The sequence below is a fragment of the Paeniglutamicibacter sp. ZC-3 genome, assembly GCF_025847175.2.
Classification (GTDB): Bacteria; Actinomycetota; Actinomycetes; order Actinomycetales; family Micrococcaceae; genus Paeniglutamicibacter; species Paeniglutamicibacter sulfureus.
In genome coordinates, this window is the sequence record NZ_JAOYTG010000013.1 from 27,750 (window position 1) to 41,008 (window position 13,259).

A 13,259-nucleotide genomic window follows, 5' to 3' on the forward strand; every position below is an offset into this window, starting at 1 on the left:
GCGGATCTATTCGGGCGCCGTCGCGTATGTTGCTGCCAGGGCCGGGTAGTAGTCGTCCCATTTGACCGAATCGACGTCGTCGCCCTCCAGTGAAACAATCGCCCGCTGGACGTAGTACTCCCAGCCAGGTCCGATACTGCTCGGATCGTCGGTCAGCCCGAGTTCCTGGATGAAGCGAATCGAACTCACCCCGTCCTGCCTGGACAGTTCGAGCCCGAGGTGCCAGGCGCCGTACTCGCTGTTCGTGGTGAAGGCCAGTTCATGCGGTGCCCTGCAACGGATGATTTCCAGTGTCGCGGGCTCCGCTTCCTTCCCTTCCTCGACCATGGAGAAGCGCAGGTTTCCGGCTTCGCGGTTTCCGCGCAGGACTCCCACCCAGGGTTCGAGTCCCTCCGGAGTGGTGAAGGCGTTCCAGATTTCCTCCAGGCCAAACGCGACCTCGCGCTCGATCACGATGCGCAATCCTGTGGGCGACTGTTCGATGCTTCCGTGTGGCAGTGGCATGGGGATCCCCTTTCCATGGATTCGTGCGTACTAGGTGCAGACTATGGCACCGGCATGCAGCGGGGGAAGCACCTGGTAGGGAGGGAAGTGTCGTTTCGATTGTTAAGGGCGATGCCAGGCGCATGTCGTGGTGCCGGTCCGCCGACACGATAAACTGGTGCGGTGACTAGCAACGCCAGCCCCCAGACCTTTTCCGCGCTCCAAGACCTTGACCTGCGGGGCGCCGCGTTGGACCATGCAAGCCTCAAGGCGGTGCTTCCCCGGCCCGAGCTGAACTTTGCCACGGCCGCCGAGGCGGTCGAGGGCATCATTGCCCGCGTCCGTGCCGAGGGCTTCGCCGCCCTGTCCGAACTGGCCGAAAGGTTTGACGGCGTCACCCAGACCCACACCCGCGTCCCGGCCGAGGCCATGGAACGCGCCCTGGCGGACCTGGACCCGCAGGTCCGTGCGGGACTGGAGGAATCCATTGCCCGGGCACGCGCCTTTGCCGCTGCCCAGGTACCGGAAGACACCCGCATCGACTACGGCACCGGCGCAACCGTCACCCAGCGCTGGGTGCCGGTGCGCCGTGTGGGCCTCTATGTTCCCGGCGGCCTGGCCGTCTACCCGAGCTCCGTGATCATGAACGCCGTCCCCGCACTGGCCGCCGGCGTCGGCTCGCTGGCCATCGCCTCGCCACCGCAAAAGGAATTCGGCGGTTTGCCGCACCCCACGATCCTGGCAGCGGCCCAGCTGCTCGGCGTGGAGGAGGTCCACGCCATGGGCGGGGCCCAGGCCATCGCCGCCTTCGCCTACGGCGTCCCGGTCACCGGGGACATGGACCCGCAACTGGCCATCGAACCTGTCGACGTGGTCAGCGGCCCCGGAAACCTTTTTGTCGCCACGGCAAAGCGCCTGGTCAAGGGCGTGGTCGGCATCGACGCCGAGGCAGGCCCCACCGAAATCGCCATCTTGGCCGACGCCACGGCGAACCCGGAATTCATCGCCGCAGACATGATTTCCCAGGCCGAGCACGACCCCAATGCCGCGGCGGTGCTCATCACCGATTCGCCCGAGCTTGCCGAAGCGGTGCGGAGCGCGCTGGAGGGCCAGTGCTCCACCACCAAGCACTCAGAACGGGTGCGCATTGCGCTGGGCGGTAAGCAGTCGGCCACGATCCTGGTCGACGACATGGCCGCGGGCATCGCGGTGTGCAACGTGTATGCGGCCGAGCACCTGGAGATCCACACGGCCAATGCGGCCGCCGACGCCGCACTGGTCACAGCGGCGGGTGCCGTGTTTGTCGGGGCGCATTCCCCGGTGAGCTTGGGGGACTACTGCGCGGGTTCCAACCACGTCCTGCCGACCAGCGGAACCGCTGCCTTCGCCTCGGGGCTGAACGTCAACACCTTCCTCAAGGCCATCCAGGTCATCGACTACGACCGTGCCGCGCTGTCGGTGGTGGCCCCCCACGTGGTGGCCCTGGCCAACGCCGAGGACCTGCCAGCACACGGCGACGCGGTGGCCATCCGTTTCGCCTAGCGGTTCCGCCCGGCGGCGACGTGATGGGCGGGGTGTGGCGAAGACCACAACATATGGTAATGACATTGTTGTGACTACGCTATATGTGGCCCTAAACTAATCCCGAGCACGCATGTGCTTTGCATGAACGAGACCCGAGGAAGGGGTGCCATGTACTGTCCCTACTGCAGGCACACCGATTCACGCGTCGTGGATAGCCGACTGACCGACGACGGCACCGCGATTCGCCGCCGCCGGCAATGCGCCGAATGCGGCCGCCGGTTCAGCACCGCGGAAACCACCAGCCTGAACGTGCTCAAGCGTTCCGGGGTGGCCGAGCCGTTCAGCCGTGCCAAGGTCATCAACGGGGTGCGCAAGGCGTGCCAGGGGCGTCCCGTCACCGACGACGACCTCGCATTGTTGGCCCAGGAGGTTGAAGAGGCGGTTCGTTCCAGCGGCGCCGCGGAAATCAACGCCCGCGAAGTCGGCCTGGCGATCCTCACGCCGCTGCAGCGACTCGACGAGGTCGCCTACCTGCGCTTCGCCAGCGTCTACCAGGATTTCAAGTCCCTGGAGGACTTCGAAGGGGCCATCGCGAAGTTGCGGGCCGAACGCGACACCCGGCCCTCGGGCCACCAGCGTCCGCTGGGCGCGCGCTAGGACCCGGTCCGCCGCTGCGCAACCAAGGCAATGGAGACCAATGGCGGGCCGCCTGCTTCCCGATTCGGGATGCAGGCGGCCCGCCATTGGCGTCCCTTTCGGGAACCGGCTAGGAAAGGCCCGACTGCTGCAGGGCGGCCCCGACGATGCCGGCGTTGTTCTTCGACTTCGCCACGGTGATCGGGGTGGAAAGCGAAAGCTGGGGCAGGTAGTCGTCCGCACGCTTGGAAATGCCGCCGCCGATGATGAACAGCGAGGGGGAGAAGAGGAACTCCACGTGGGAGAAGAAGCGCTGCAATCGCACCGCGTATTCGTCCCAGCCCAGGTCCTCGCGCTCGCGCGCCGCGGCCGAGGCGCGGGTCTCGGCGACCGCCGAATCGATCTCCAGGTGGCCCAGCTCCACGTTGGGAACCAGCACGCCGTTGTGGATCAGCGCCGAGCCGATGCCGGTGCCCAGGGTGATCACCAGCACCGAACCTCCCACGCCCGCCCCGGCACCGTAACGTGCCTCGGCCAGGCCCGCGGCGTCGGCGTCGTTCATGACATGGACCGGGCGCCCCAGTTGCGCGGTGAACAGCGCATCAACGTCGGTGCCGATCCATGACTTGTCCACGTTGGCGGCCGAGCGGGCCACTCCGTGGTGGATGATGGCGGGGAACGTGACGCCGACGGGGGTCTGCGCCCCGGGAGCCCCGTCCCGCTCATCGAGCTGGGCAACGATCTGCGCAACCACCTCGGCCACCGCGGCCGGGGTCGCAGGCTTCGGGGTGTCGATGCGGACGCGTTCGCCGATCAGCTTTCCGGTTACGAGGTCGACGATGCCGCCCTTGATGCCGGTGCCGCCGATGTCGATGCCAATGGCCGTGGGCGATGGGTTCAGTGCGCGTTCAGACATGCGGGTCGGGCTCTTTCTCTAAGGAGGGGGCTAAAACGGGGTCCCTGGGGTTAGGCCAGGGTCAGGATTTCGGCGCCGTCCTCGTTGACGAGCAGTGTGTGTTCAAATTGTGCCGTGCGCTTGCGGTCCTTGGTGGTGGCGGTCCAGCCGTCGTCCCACATGTCCCACTCGATGGTGCCCAGGGTGAGCATGGGTTCGATGGTGAACGTCATGCCCGGTTCGATCAGCTGGCTGTAGGCCGGTGCCGCATCGTAGTGCGGGATGATCAATCCGGTATGGAAGGATTCTGCCACGCCGTGCCCGGTAAAGTCCCGCACCACGCCATAGCCGAAGCGTTTTGCGTAGGCGGAGATGGTGCGGCCGATGACGTTGATTTCCCGGCCCGGCATGACGGACTTGATGGCCCGGCGCAGGGATTCCTCGGTGCGCTCGACCAGCAGCCGCGATTCCTCGTCGACGTTCCCGGCCAGGAAGGTGGCGTTGGTGTCGCCGTGGACCCCGCCGATGAACGCGGTGATGTCGATGTTCACGATGTCCCCGTCCTGCACCACTGTGGTGTCGGGGATGCCGTGGCAGATGACCTCGTTGATGGAGGCGCACAGCGACTTCGTGAAGCCGCGGTAGCCCAGTGTCGAGGGGTAGGCCTTGTGGTCCAGCAGGAATTCGTGCCCGATCCTGTCCAGTTCGTCGGTGGTGACTCCCGGGACGACGGCCTTGCCGACCTCCGCCAACGCCTGCGCGGCGATCTTTGACGCCACGCGCATCCGGGCGATGATGTCCGCGGAGCGGACTTCGGGTGCGTCGGATTTGCGCGGTGCCGGCCTCCCGACATATTCGGGACGGGGGATCGAGTTGGGGACGGTTCGCTGCGGAGTGGGGGTACCGGGAACGAGGGATCCGATGGGTGCGGTTGTTGCTAAAGGCATGGTTCCCATTCTAGCGGGGTCGATGGTGCCGTGTGCCAAGGAGTCGGGCCGTTGCCCGGGCGGCCGTCGGCTGTAGGGTGGTGGCATATCGAGTCAATGTGGCGTCAACGAAAGGTGGGTCAATCCCGATGAGTGGAGCATTGCCCGGCGAGGGCGAATTCTGGTTCAACATCACCACCGGCCAGGTCGAAACCGGGCCGCAGGCCGATTGGTCGCAGCTCCTTGGGCCGTATGCCTCGCGCGCCGAGGCGGAACTGGCCATGAGCAAGGTGCGCGAACGCAACGAGCAGTGGGACGAGGAAGACGAGGAAGAGGAGGAGTAGGGGGGGCTACCGGTCCCCGAACTCGTGTTCCGCCGCCGGGAAGGTTCCGGCCAGCACGTCCTCGCGGTAGGCGGTCGCTGCCCCCGACACCACCGAGCGCAGGTCCGCGTACTTCTTCACGAACCGCGCACTCTTGCCGCTGCCCAGGCCCAGCATGTCCTGCCAAACCAGGACCTGGCCGGTGGTGGCGGCACCGGCGCCGATGCCGACGGTGGGAACGCGCAACGCTTCGTCGACTTGGCGCGCGGTGCCGGTGGGGATCATTTCCATCAGCACGGCGAAGGCCCCGGCGGCCTCCAGCGCCTGGGCGTCGGCGACCAGTACCGCAGCGGCGTCGCCGCGACCCTGGACGCGGTAGCCTCCCAGCGCATGTTCGGACTGCGGGGTGAAGCCGATATGTGCCATCACCGGAACGCCGGCGGCCACCAGGGCACGCACGTGCGGGACGAAAAACTGCCCGCCTTCCAGCTTCACGGCGTGCACACCGCCTTCCTTCATGAGACGCACCGCCGATGAAACGGCCTGTTCGGGGGAGACCTCGTAGGATCCGAACGGCAGGTCGCACACCACCAGCGCGTGCTGGGCGCCGGAGACCACCGCCTTGGAAAAGACGATCATTTCGTCCATGGTGATCGGCAAGGTGGAGGAATAGCCCATCACGGTGTTGGCCGCCGAGTCGCCCACCAGCAGCACCTCAATGCCCGCGGCGTCAAAGATGCCCGCCATCATCGTGTCGTAGGCGGTGAGCATCGCAAATTTCCGGCCCTCGTTTTTCGCCGCTTGCAGGTGGTGCAGACGGATTCGCGGTCCGGAAACGGCGCCCGTGGCAGGGGAATTTGCTGGTGTGGAAGGATGAGCACTCATGGGCAAGAGACTAATGCACATTCGGCGCAGCTGTCCTCCCGTGTCCCGGCCGTAAAAACGTATAAAGTGAGTCAGTGGGGCGGGAACCGCCGCCAAAACCGTTTGTGGAAGGAACCCGCCGTGGATCGCCAGCAGGAATTCGTCCTTAGAACCATTGAGGAGAGGGACGTACGTTTCGTGCGCCTGTGGTTTACCGATGTGGTGGGTTCCATGAAATCCGTGGCCCTGGCCCCTGCCGAGGTCGAGGGTGCCTTCGAGGAAGGCCTGGGCTTCGACGGTTCCTCCATCGAGGGAATGTCGCGGATTTACGAGTCGGACATGCTGTTGCAGCCGGACCCCTCCACCTTCCAGATCCTGCCGTGGCGCGGCGAGACCGAGCCTACGTCGCGGATGTTCTGCGACATCCTGACCCCGGACGGACTGCCTGCCGCAGCCGACTCCCGGCAGGTGCTCAAGCGCCAGCTGGCCGTCGCCTCCGAGATGGGCTTCACCTGCTACACGCACCCCGAGATTGAATTCTATTTGTTACGTTCCTCCGAGCTGGGAACCGACGGATACCCGGTCCCGGTTGACCGGGGCGGGTACTTCGACCACGTCACTGGCGGCGTCGCCCAGGACTTCCGCCGCACCGCGGTGACAATGCTCGAAGCCGTGGGCATCTCCGTGGAGTTCAGCCACCACGAAAACGGCCCCGGCCAGAACGAGATCGACCTGCGTTACGCCGATGCGCTGCAGACGGCCGACAACGTCATGACATTCCGCACCGTGATCAAGGAAGTCGCGATCCAGCAGGGCATCTACGCGACGTTCATGCCCAAGCCGTTCTCCGACGAACCCGGCTCCGGCATGCACACCCACTTCTCACTCTTCGAGGGCGACACCAACGCCTTCTTCGAGGCGGGCCGTGAATTCCAGCTCTCCGACACCGCCCGCCAATTCATTGCCGGGATCCTGCGCCACGCACCGGAGTTCACCGCGGTGACCAACCAGTTCGTGAACTCCTACAAGCGCCTCTGGGGTGGCGGGGAGGCCCCGAGCCACCGCTCTTGGGGCCACAACAACCGTTCAGCACTGGTGCGTGTTCCGCTCTACAAGCCGGGCAAGGGCCAGTCGGCGCGCGTCGAGTACCGCGGCATCGATTCGGCCACCAACCCCTATCTGGCCTACGCCTGCCTGCTGGGCGCCGGACTGAAGGGCATCCAGGAAGGCTACGAGCTCGAACCGCAGGCCGAAGAGGACGTGTGGGGCCTGAGCAGCGCCGAGCGCCGCGCCAGCGGACACGACCCGCTTCCCGGGTCCCTGCACGATGCCATCCGCGCCATGGAGGAATCCGAACTGGTCGCAGACATCCTCGGCGAGCAGGTCTACACCTCGTTCCTGCGCAACAAGCGCGACGAATGGGAAGCCTACCGCCAGAACGTGAGCCCGTTCGAACTCCGGCGCTACCTGGGGATCCTCTAGGGAAATGCCCTTGCAGATCTCGACGAGGCAGCTGATTTCGGCCGGGTTCGACGACCTGGAGCGTGCCAAGCGCTTTCTGGCCGACAAGGAACTGGCGGATATTGACCACCGGGCGCTCGTGGGCCACCTGGCCCATGCCGCGGACCCGGACCAGGCGCTGCTCGCGCTGATCCGCCTCATCCCACACGCCCCGGCGGCCCTGGAACTGGCGCTGGGCCCGCGCACCGCGCCGGGCTTCCTGCGCTTGCTCGGTGCCTCGGACGCCCTGGCGAACTTCCTCATCCGCGAACCCTCGTGCCTGGAGATCCTGCAGGCGCCCGCACCGGAACGCATGCACGGGCGCAGCGCCCAGGAATTGCGTGCCGAGCTGCTGATCGCCGTGGGAGCCGACCCGGCATCGGGCATCCCCCCGGTGGCCACCGTCTTCGGCGAGGACGGACACCGCGTGTTGCGCGTGGCCTACCGCCGCGCCCTGCTCGGCCTGGCCCACCGCGACCTCGGGGCAGCCGATGCACTGGCTGCCATGCCGGAAGTCGGACGGGAGCTGGCCGACCTTGCAGCGGCCGCCCTCGAGGGTGCCCTGGCCATCAGCCGGGCCGAGGCCCGGCACCGCTTCGAAGCCGAGGACATTGCCGACCTGCGCCTGGCGGTGATCGGCATGGGCAAGTGCGGGGCCCACGAACTGAACTACGTGTCGGACGTCGACGTCATCTACGTGCACTCCAGCGACCGGCTGGACGAGGATCTGGCCCATTCCCTGGCCAGGGAGCTTGCGATCGGCATCTCCCGGGCCATCGACTCCGCCGGGATCGAACCCGGCCTGTGGGAGGTGGACGCGAACCTCCGTCCCGAGGGCAAGGACGGGGCGCTGAGCCGCACCCTGGAGTCCCACGCCGCCTACTACGCGCGCTGGGCCGCGTCCTGGGAGTTCCAGGCGCTGTTGAAGGCCAGGGCGATCGCCGGGGACGCGCAGTTGGGCGCTGCCTACGAGGCCATGGTGGAACCATTGGTCTGGTCTTCCTCGGAACGCGAGGGCTTCGTGGAATCGGTGCAGCGCATGCGCCGCCGGGTCACCGCGAACATCAAGCCGGCCGAGTTGGCGTACCAGCTCAAGCTGGGCCCCGGCGGGCTCCGGGACGTCGAATTCACCGTCCAGCTGCTCCAGCTGGTCCACGGACGGGTGGATGAGACCGTGCGCGCGCGCTCCACCACCAAGGCCATCGCCGCGTTGAGCCTGGCCGGATACATCGGACGCGACGACGCCGAGAAGTTTGACCGCTCCTACCGCTTCCTGCGCGTGCTCGAGCACCGCATCCAGCTGGTGAACCTGCGTCGGACGCACCTGATGCCGCACAAGGAGTCGGGACAGCGCGTCCTGGCGCGTGCTGTGCGCTCCACCCTGGGTGTCGAGCTGTCCACCGCTGCCGGCCTGCTTGATCGCTGGGGCGACACCAGGCGCCTGGTGCGCCTGCTCCACGAACGGATCTTCTACCGGCCGCTGCTCAACAGCGCCTCAAACCTGTCGGCCGACGAGGTGCGCCTGTCCCCGGAAGCGGCGCAATCCCGCCTGCGCGCCCTGGGCTACGTGGACCCGAAGGCGGCGATGCGCCACATCGAGGCCTTGACCGGCGGCATGCGCAGGCGCGCCGCCCTGCAGCGACAGCTGCTGCCTGTGCTCCTGGGGTGGATCGCCGAGGGCGTGGACCCGGATGCCGGCTTGCTGGGCTTCAGGCGGCTGAGCGAATCGCTGGGGGAGTCGCACTGGTACCTGGGCATGTTGCGGGATTCATCCGCAGCGGCCGAGCGCCTGTGCAAGATCCTGTCCAACTCCCGCTTCATCACCGATCTGCTGGAGGTCTCCCCGGAATCGGCGGCCTGGCTCGGATCCAACAAGTCACTGCAGCCCCTGGGCTACGAGGCGCTGTGGGGCGAGATCTCCTCGAAGCTGAAGCGGAACCTGGGCTCCGACCAGGCGATCCGGTTGATCCGGGTGATCAGGCGCCGCGAGATCCTGCGCATCTCCCTGGCCGACGGCGCCGGGGTCATCGACCAGGACACCGTGGGGCGGGCCCTGGCCGACAACGACAGGGCAGCCGTGCGCGGTGCCCTGGAGGTCGCCCAGAGCACCGAATACGCCTCGACCCCGCAGCTGGGAGAATTCCTGGTCGTGGCGATGGGCCGCCAGGGCGGCCACGAGATCGGTTATTGCTCCGACGCGGATGTGATGTTCGTCCAGCGGGCCTTCGACGAGGCCGACCAGCAGGGTGCACAAGAGCAGTCGCTGCGCATCGCCACTGCGCTCGGGTCGCTGTTGGGCAGGCCCATGGTGCCGGCGATCCAGGCAGAGCCGCGACTGGAAATCGACGCTGCGCTGCGACCGGAGGGCAAGAGCGGGCCGCTGGTGCGCTCGCTGGCCTCCTACGAGGAGTACTACCGGCGCTGGTCCCAGATTTGGGAACAACAGGCTCTGTTGCGCGCCACCCCCATGGCCGGGTCGGAGAAACTGGCCGATGACTTCATGGCCATGGTCGACCCCCTGCGTTACGAGCAGGTCATGGGCGAGGAACAGATTCGCGAAATTCGCAGGATCAAGGCGCGCGTGGAGGCCGAGCGGTTGCCCCGCGGTGCCGAGCCGGAACGGCACCTGAAACTGGGCCGCGGCTCGCTCAGCGACGTCGAATGGCTGGTCCAGCTCATGCAACTGCAGCACGCCAAGGACCACCCGGCGTTGCGCACCACCTCCACGCGCCCGGCGCTGAAGGCCATTGCCGAGGCCGGGCTCATCCCCGCCGAAGAGGTGGCGCTGCTGGACGATGCGTGGTCCCTGGCCACCAGGATCCGCAGCGGGGGCCTGATTTGCACCGGACGGGTCTCAGACGTGTTGCCGAATTCCTGGCGCGACATGGAAGCGGTGGCCCGCTGGTGTGGGTACGCACCGGGAGAGGCCTCGGTCATGGAGGACGACTACCTCAAGACCACGCGCCGGTCGCGGCAGGTTTTTGAACGCCACTTCTATGGCTTTGAAGAGAGAACCGCCTAGGCTGATGGAAACAGTGGGGCCATGCGTTCGTCTTTGAAAGGGCAGGGGATAGCCATGCACGTCACCAGCGCGGAACTTGACCAACTGGTCGCCAGGGAATTTGAGAAGGCGACCGCCTCCAACAACGGCCGCAGCGCCGTTGCGGTGCTCAACGATGGGCGCCTGCGCCACACGTTGATCACCCTGCTGGCCGGGTCAACACTGAACGACCATGAAAAGCCCGAGGCTGCGACCCTTCAAGTGTTGCGCGGGTCGATCGTGGTGAATTGGTTGGGCGATTCACGGGCGATAGCACACGGCGGCCTGTTCGTGCTGCCCGATGCCATTCACAACGTTGTTGCCACCGAAGACTGCGCTTTCCTGCTCACTTCGCTGGTCGGTTAGGGCGGGGCGGGACCAAAAGCCGCACTGCGCGCCGCCAGACGGTGCACCAGCGCAAGCGACGTAGCCCTGGCCACTGCCCGACAATGTCACATGCAAAAAAGTCCGTGCCGCTGCGGATGCTTCGTGATGAAGCAACCGCAGCCACACGGACTTTTTCAATGGCGCCCGGAGAATCCCGGCGCCCTACTTAGCAGCCGTAGTAGGGCTCGAACTGGAAAAAGGTAATTGGCATGGGTTGAATGCCGCTGATTCCCGCGTGATTTCCGGGGTTCTGCTGTTGGGTAGGAAGGGCGAAAAGTGGCCGTCGGTAGACCTGCTGCGGACTGCAGCCTAGTGAGTACCTAACCGGGAAGATCCACCAAGCACCGTGGTCACTTGGTCAATCATTGCCCCACCTGCCTAGACTCAACCTAAACCACTTGGAGGAATCATGAAGAGAGTAGCTACCGTCGCCCTGTTGGCCCTTGCGCTCACCGGATGCGTGTCCGAGAGTTCCTTGCCTCAGGTCTACAGCCCACCCGTTGTAGAGACGGTGACTCAAGAAGCCTCAGCTGAAGACCTCTCGCAAGCCTGGGCGGACACCCAGATCAACCACTTCCTGAACGGCTACGGAGCTGCGAGCTTGGCAGGCTTCATGGAGGGCACCCCGCACCGGAACATAGACTCCTGGTCGTCTCCCGAAGAGGGAGTTTTGGTGGTTGTGCTCTCAAGCAACAACTGGCGGGGGAAATACCTGCACTCTCTCTCCTTCGACATAATGGGCAAAGCTGGCTGGGAAGACCCTAGGTTGGAAAAGGTGCGGGTTACCACCCACGACGGTTCGGCGTGGGAGGAAACTCGCCGCACCAGCATAGCGGGGCTTCACTAACCGAACTACCAAATGCCCATACTCGCCCCTGCCCGCTCCGCATAGCCGCGCTCGCGCTCGCGACGAAATAGCCACGAAAAGGCAAAAAGCCCCGCGCCGTCCTTTCGGATAGCGCGGGGCCATGGGGGCTTGATGTGAAAGTTGTCCAGGCGCGGCTCCTCACGCGTCGGCAAAGACAACCTTGGATGTTTAAGGCCACGTGTGGCCAGACACAGATGAGTCCGCACGTTCCGCCGTGAATAACGTTCTGGCGGCTCGTGCGGACCCATCTGCGGACTAAACCCCGTTTAGCCCTGAATTCTACCTAGCAGCCGTAGTACAGCTCGAACTCGTACGGGTTCGGGCGCAGCGACAGCGGCTTGATTTCGTATTCGCGCTTGTATTCGATCCAAGTGCGGATCAGGTCCTCAGTGAACACGTCGCCCTCGAGCAGGAAGTCGAAGTCGTTCTCCAGGGCATCGAGTGCCTCGTCGAGCGAACCCGGGGCCTTCTGGATGTCCTTGGCTTCCTCGGCCGGGAGCTCGTAGAGGTCCTTGTCGATCGGGTCCGCCGGCTCGATGCGGTTCTTGATGCCGTCGAGGCCTGCCATCAGCTGTGCGGCGAAGGCCAGGTACGGGTTGGAAGCGGCATCCGGTGCGCGGAACTCGATGCGCTTGGCCTTCGGGTTCGAACCGGTGATCGGGATGCGGATACCGGCGGAGCGGTTGCCCTGCGAGTACACCATGTTGACCGGAGCCTCGTAGCCCTTGACCAGGCGGCGGTAGGAGTTCACCGTCGGGTTGGTGAATGCCAGCACTGCGGAGGCGTGCTTCAGCAGACCGCCGATGTACCAGCGGGCGGTATCGGACAGGCCGGCGTAGCCCTTCTCGTCGTAGAACAGCGGAACGCCGTTGGCCCACAGCGACTGGTGGCAGTGCATGCCCGAGCCGTTGTCACCAAAGATTGGCTTCGGCATGAAGGTTGCGGACTTGCCCCAGGCATCGGCCACGTTCTTGACGATGTACTTGAACTTCAGGATGTCATCGGCCGAGTGGGTCAGCGTGTTGAACTTGTAGTTGATCTCGGCCTGGCCGGCTGCACCGACCTCGTGGTGGCTGCGCTCGACCTCAAGGCCGGCTGCTTCCAGTTCCAGGCAGATGGCGTCGCGCAGGTCGGCCTGCTTGTCGGTCGGGGAGACCGGGAAGTAACCGCCCTTGAAGGGGGTCTTGTAACCCTGGTTGCCGCCCTCTTCCTTCTTGCCGGTGTTCCACGGTGCCTCGATCGAGTCCACCTTGTAGAAGGAACCCTGAGGCTTCGACTCGTACTGGACGTTGTCGAAGATGAAGAACTCGGCCTCGGGGGCAAAGAATGCGGTGTCGGCGATGCCGGTCGAGGACAGGTAAGCCTCGGCGCGCTCGGCCACGCCGCGCGGGTCGCGGTGGTACGGATCGCCGGTGCGCGGGTTGATGATCGAGAAGTTGAACGCGAGGGTCTTTTCCAGGCGGAACGGGTCAACGAAGCCGGAAGTCACGTCGGGGATCAGCTGCATGTCGGAATCGGCGATGCCGGCGAAGCCTGCGATCGAGGAGCCGTCGAAAAGCTGGCCGTTGAGGAAGAAATCGGCGTCGACGGTGCGTGCCGGGACGTTGAAGTGCTGCTGGACGCCGGGAAGGTCGGTGAAGCGGATGTCAACGAACTTGACGTCTTCTTCGGCAATATATGCGATGACTTCTTCTGGACTCTTGAACATGGTCAGGGACTCCTGTGTGGGGTTTCTGCTGTGGCGGCTTGCGTGCCGCGACGTAAACGTTTGCCAACGTTTTTCTTCCTGTGTTATCAACACTAGACCCTAGCG

At 65.4% G+C, this 13,259-nt stretch carries 12 protein-coding genes; 7 read left to right on the plus strand and 5 right to left on the minus strand.

From position 1 onward, the window contains the following. Window positions 1–6: 6 nt before the first annotated feature. Window positions 7–504, minus strand: a complete 498-nt coding sequence (locus OIU93_RS13590) for an SRPBCC domain-containing protein (RefSeq protein ID WP_264270611.1) — start codon at window positions 502–504, stop codon at window positions 7–9. Between the two features lie 162 nt (window positions 505–666). Here OIU93_RS13590 and hisD point away from each other — a divergent pair, with 162 nt between their 5' ends. Then, window positions 667–2,025, plus strand: coding sequence for a histidinol dehydrogenase (hisD, locus tag OIU93_RS13595; protein WP_264270612.1), 1,359 nt, complete (start codon window positions 667–669; stop codon window positions 2,023–2,025). A 150-nt stretch (window positions 2,026–2,175) separates the two neighbouring features. Next, window positions 2,176–2,664 carry a transcriptional regulator NrdR gene (gene nrdR, locus OIU93_RS13600; protein ID WP_264270689.1) on the plus strand — a complete coding sequence of 163 codons (489 nt, stop codon included), beginning with the start codon at window positions 2,176–2,178 and terminating at the stop codon, window positions 2,662–2,664. 109 nt (window positions 2,665–2,773) lie between these two features. On the opposite strand, the gene ppgK is transcribed toward nrdR, so the two are convergent. Together ppgK and map are read right to left on the minus strand one after the other, a co-directional pair. Next, window positions 2,774–3,559: a polyphosphate--glucose phosphotransferase gene (gene ppgK, locus OIU93_RS13605; RefSeq protein WP_264270613.1), complete on the minus strand. Its 786-nt coding sequence runs from the start codon at window positions 3,557–3,559 to the stop codon at window positions 2,774–2,776. Window positions 3,560–3,609: 50 nt separating this feature from the next. After that, window positions 3,610–4,485 (minus strand): type I methionyl aminopeptidase, encoded by an 876-nt coding sequence (map, locus tag OIU93_RS13610; RefSeq protein WP_264270614.1) that lies wholly within the window; start codon window positions 4,483–4,485, stop codon window positions 3,610–3,612. Between the two features lie 128 nt (window positions 4,486–4,613). On the opposite strand from map, the gene OIU93_RS13615 reads away from it, so the two are divergent. After that, a complete protein-coding gene (locus OIU93_RS13615) occupies window positions 4,614–4,808 on the plus strand; it encodes an SPOR domain-containing protein (protein WP_264270615.1) in 195 nt (64 codons plus the stop codon). A gap of 6 nt (window positions 4,809–4,814) precedes the next feature. Here OIU93_RS13615 and panB read toward each other — a convergent pair whose 3' ends face one another. After that, the gene (gene panB / locus OIU93_RS13620; protein WP_264270616.1) at window positions 4,815–5,672 is read right to left on the minus strand and encodes a 3-methyl-2-oxobutanoate hydroxymethyltransferase; all 858 of its coding nucleotides are present in this window, start codon (window positions 5,670–5,672) and stop codon (window positions 4,815–4,817) included. A gap of 120 nt (window positions 5,673–5,792) precedes the next feature. Here panB and glnA (OIU93_RS13625) point away from each other — a divergent pair, with 120 nt between their 5' ends. From glnA (OIU93_RS13625) to OIU93_RS13640, 4 genes are all read left to right on the plus strand, one after another. Further along, window positions 5,793–7,133 (plus strand): type I glutamate--ammonia ligase, encoded by a 1,341-nt coding sequence (glnA, locus tag OIU93_RS13625; RefSeq protein WP_264270617.1) that lies wholly within the window; start codon window positions 5,793–5,795, stop codon window positions 7,131–7,133. Window positions 7,134–7,137: 4 nt separating this feature from the next. Beyond that, complete coding sequence (locus OIU93_RS13630) at window positions 7,138–10,173, plus strand: bifunctional [glutamine synthetase] adenylyltransferase/[glutamine synthetase]-adenylyl-L-tyrosine phosphorylase (RefSeq protein WP_264270618.1); 3,036 nt, start codon at window positions 7,138–7,140, stop codon at window positions 10,171–10,173. Between the two features lie 54 nt (window positions 10,174–10,227). Continuing rightward, complete coding sequence (locus OIU93_RS13635) at window positions 10,228–10,557, plus strand: cupin (RefSeq protein WP_264270619.1); 330 nt, start codon at window positions 10,228–10,230, stop codon at window positions 10,555–10,557. Between the two features lie 430 nt (window positions 10,558–10,987). Beyond that, window positions 10,988–11,425 carry a hypothetical protein gene (locus OIU93_RS13640; RefSeq protein WP_264270620.1) on the plus strand — a complete coding sequence of 146 codons (438 nt, stop codon included), beginning with the start codon at window positions 10,988–10,990 and terminating at the stop codon, window positions 11,423–11,425. A gap of 304 nt (window positions 11,426–11,729) precedes the next feature. Here the strand turns inward: OIU93_RS13640 and glnA (OIU93_RS13645) are convergent, their stop codons facing one another. Then, window positions 11,730–13,154 carry a type I glutamate--ammonia ligase gene (glnA, locus tag OIU93_RS13645; protein ID WP_264270621.1) on the minus strand — a complete coding sequence of 475 codons (1,425 nt, stop codon included), beginning with the start codon at window positions 13,152–13,154 and terminating at the stop codon, window positions 11,730–11,732. Window positions 13,155–13,259: the final 105 nt, after the last annotated feature.

Coding starts and splice junctions, on each gene's coding strand:
- OIU93_RS13590 (WP_264270611.1), bottom strand. CDS start 504: ATGCCACTGCCACACGGAAGCATCGAACAGTCGCCCACAGGATTGCGC.
- nrdR (WP_264270689.1), top strand. CDS start 2,176: ATGTACTGTCCCTACTGCAGGCACACCGATTCACGCGTCGTGGATAGC.
- ppgK (WP_264270613.1), bottom strand. CDS start 3,559: ATGTCTGAACGCGCACTGAACCCATCGCCCACGGCCATTGGCATCGAC.
- map (WP_264270614.1), bottom strand. CDS start 4,485: ATGCCTTTAGCAACAACCGCACCCATCGGATCCCTCGTTCCCGGTACC.
- OIU93_RS13615 (WP_264270615.1), top strand. CDS start 4,614: ATGAGTGGAGCATTGCCCGGCGAGGGCGAATTCTGGTTCAACATCACC.
- panB (WP_264270616.1), bottom strand. CDS start 5,672: ATGAGTGCTCATCCTTCCACACCAGCAAATTCCCCTGCCACGGGCGCC.
- OIU93_RS13630 (WP_264270618.1), top strand. CDS start 7,138: ATGCCCTTGCAGATCTCGACGAGGCAGCTGATTTCGGCCGGGTTCGAC.
- OIU93_RS13635 (WP_264270619.1), top strand. CDS start 10,228: ATGCACGTCACCAGCGCGGAACTTGACCAACTGGTCGCCAGGGAATTT.
- OIU93_RS13640 (WP_264270620.1), top strand. CDS start 10,988: ATGAAGAGAGTAGCTACCGTCGCCCTGTTGGCCCTTGCGCTCACCGGA.
- glnA (WP_264270621.1), bottom strand. CDS start 13,154: ATGTTCAAGAGTCCAGAAGAAGTCATCGCATATATTGCCGAAGAAGAC.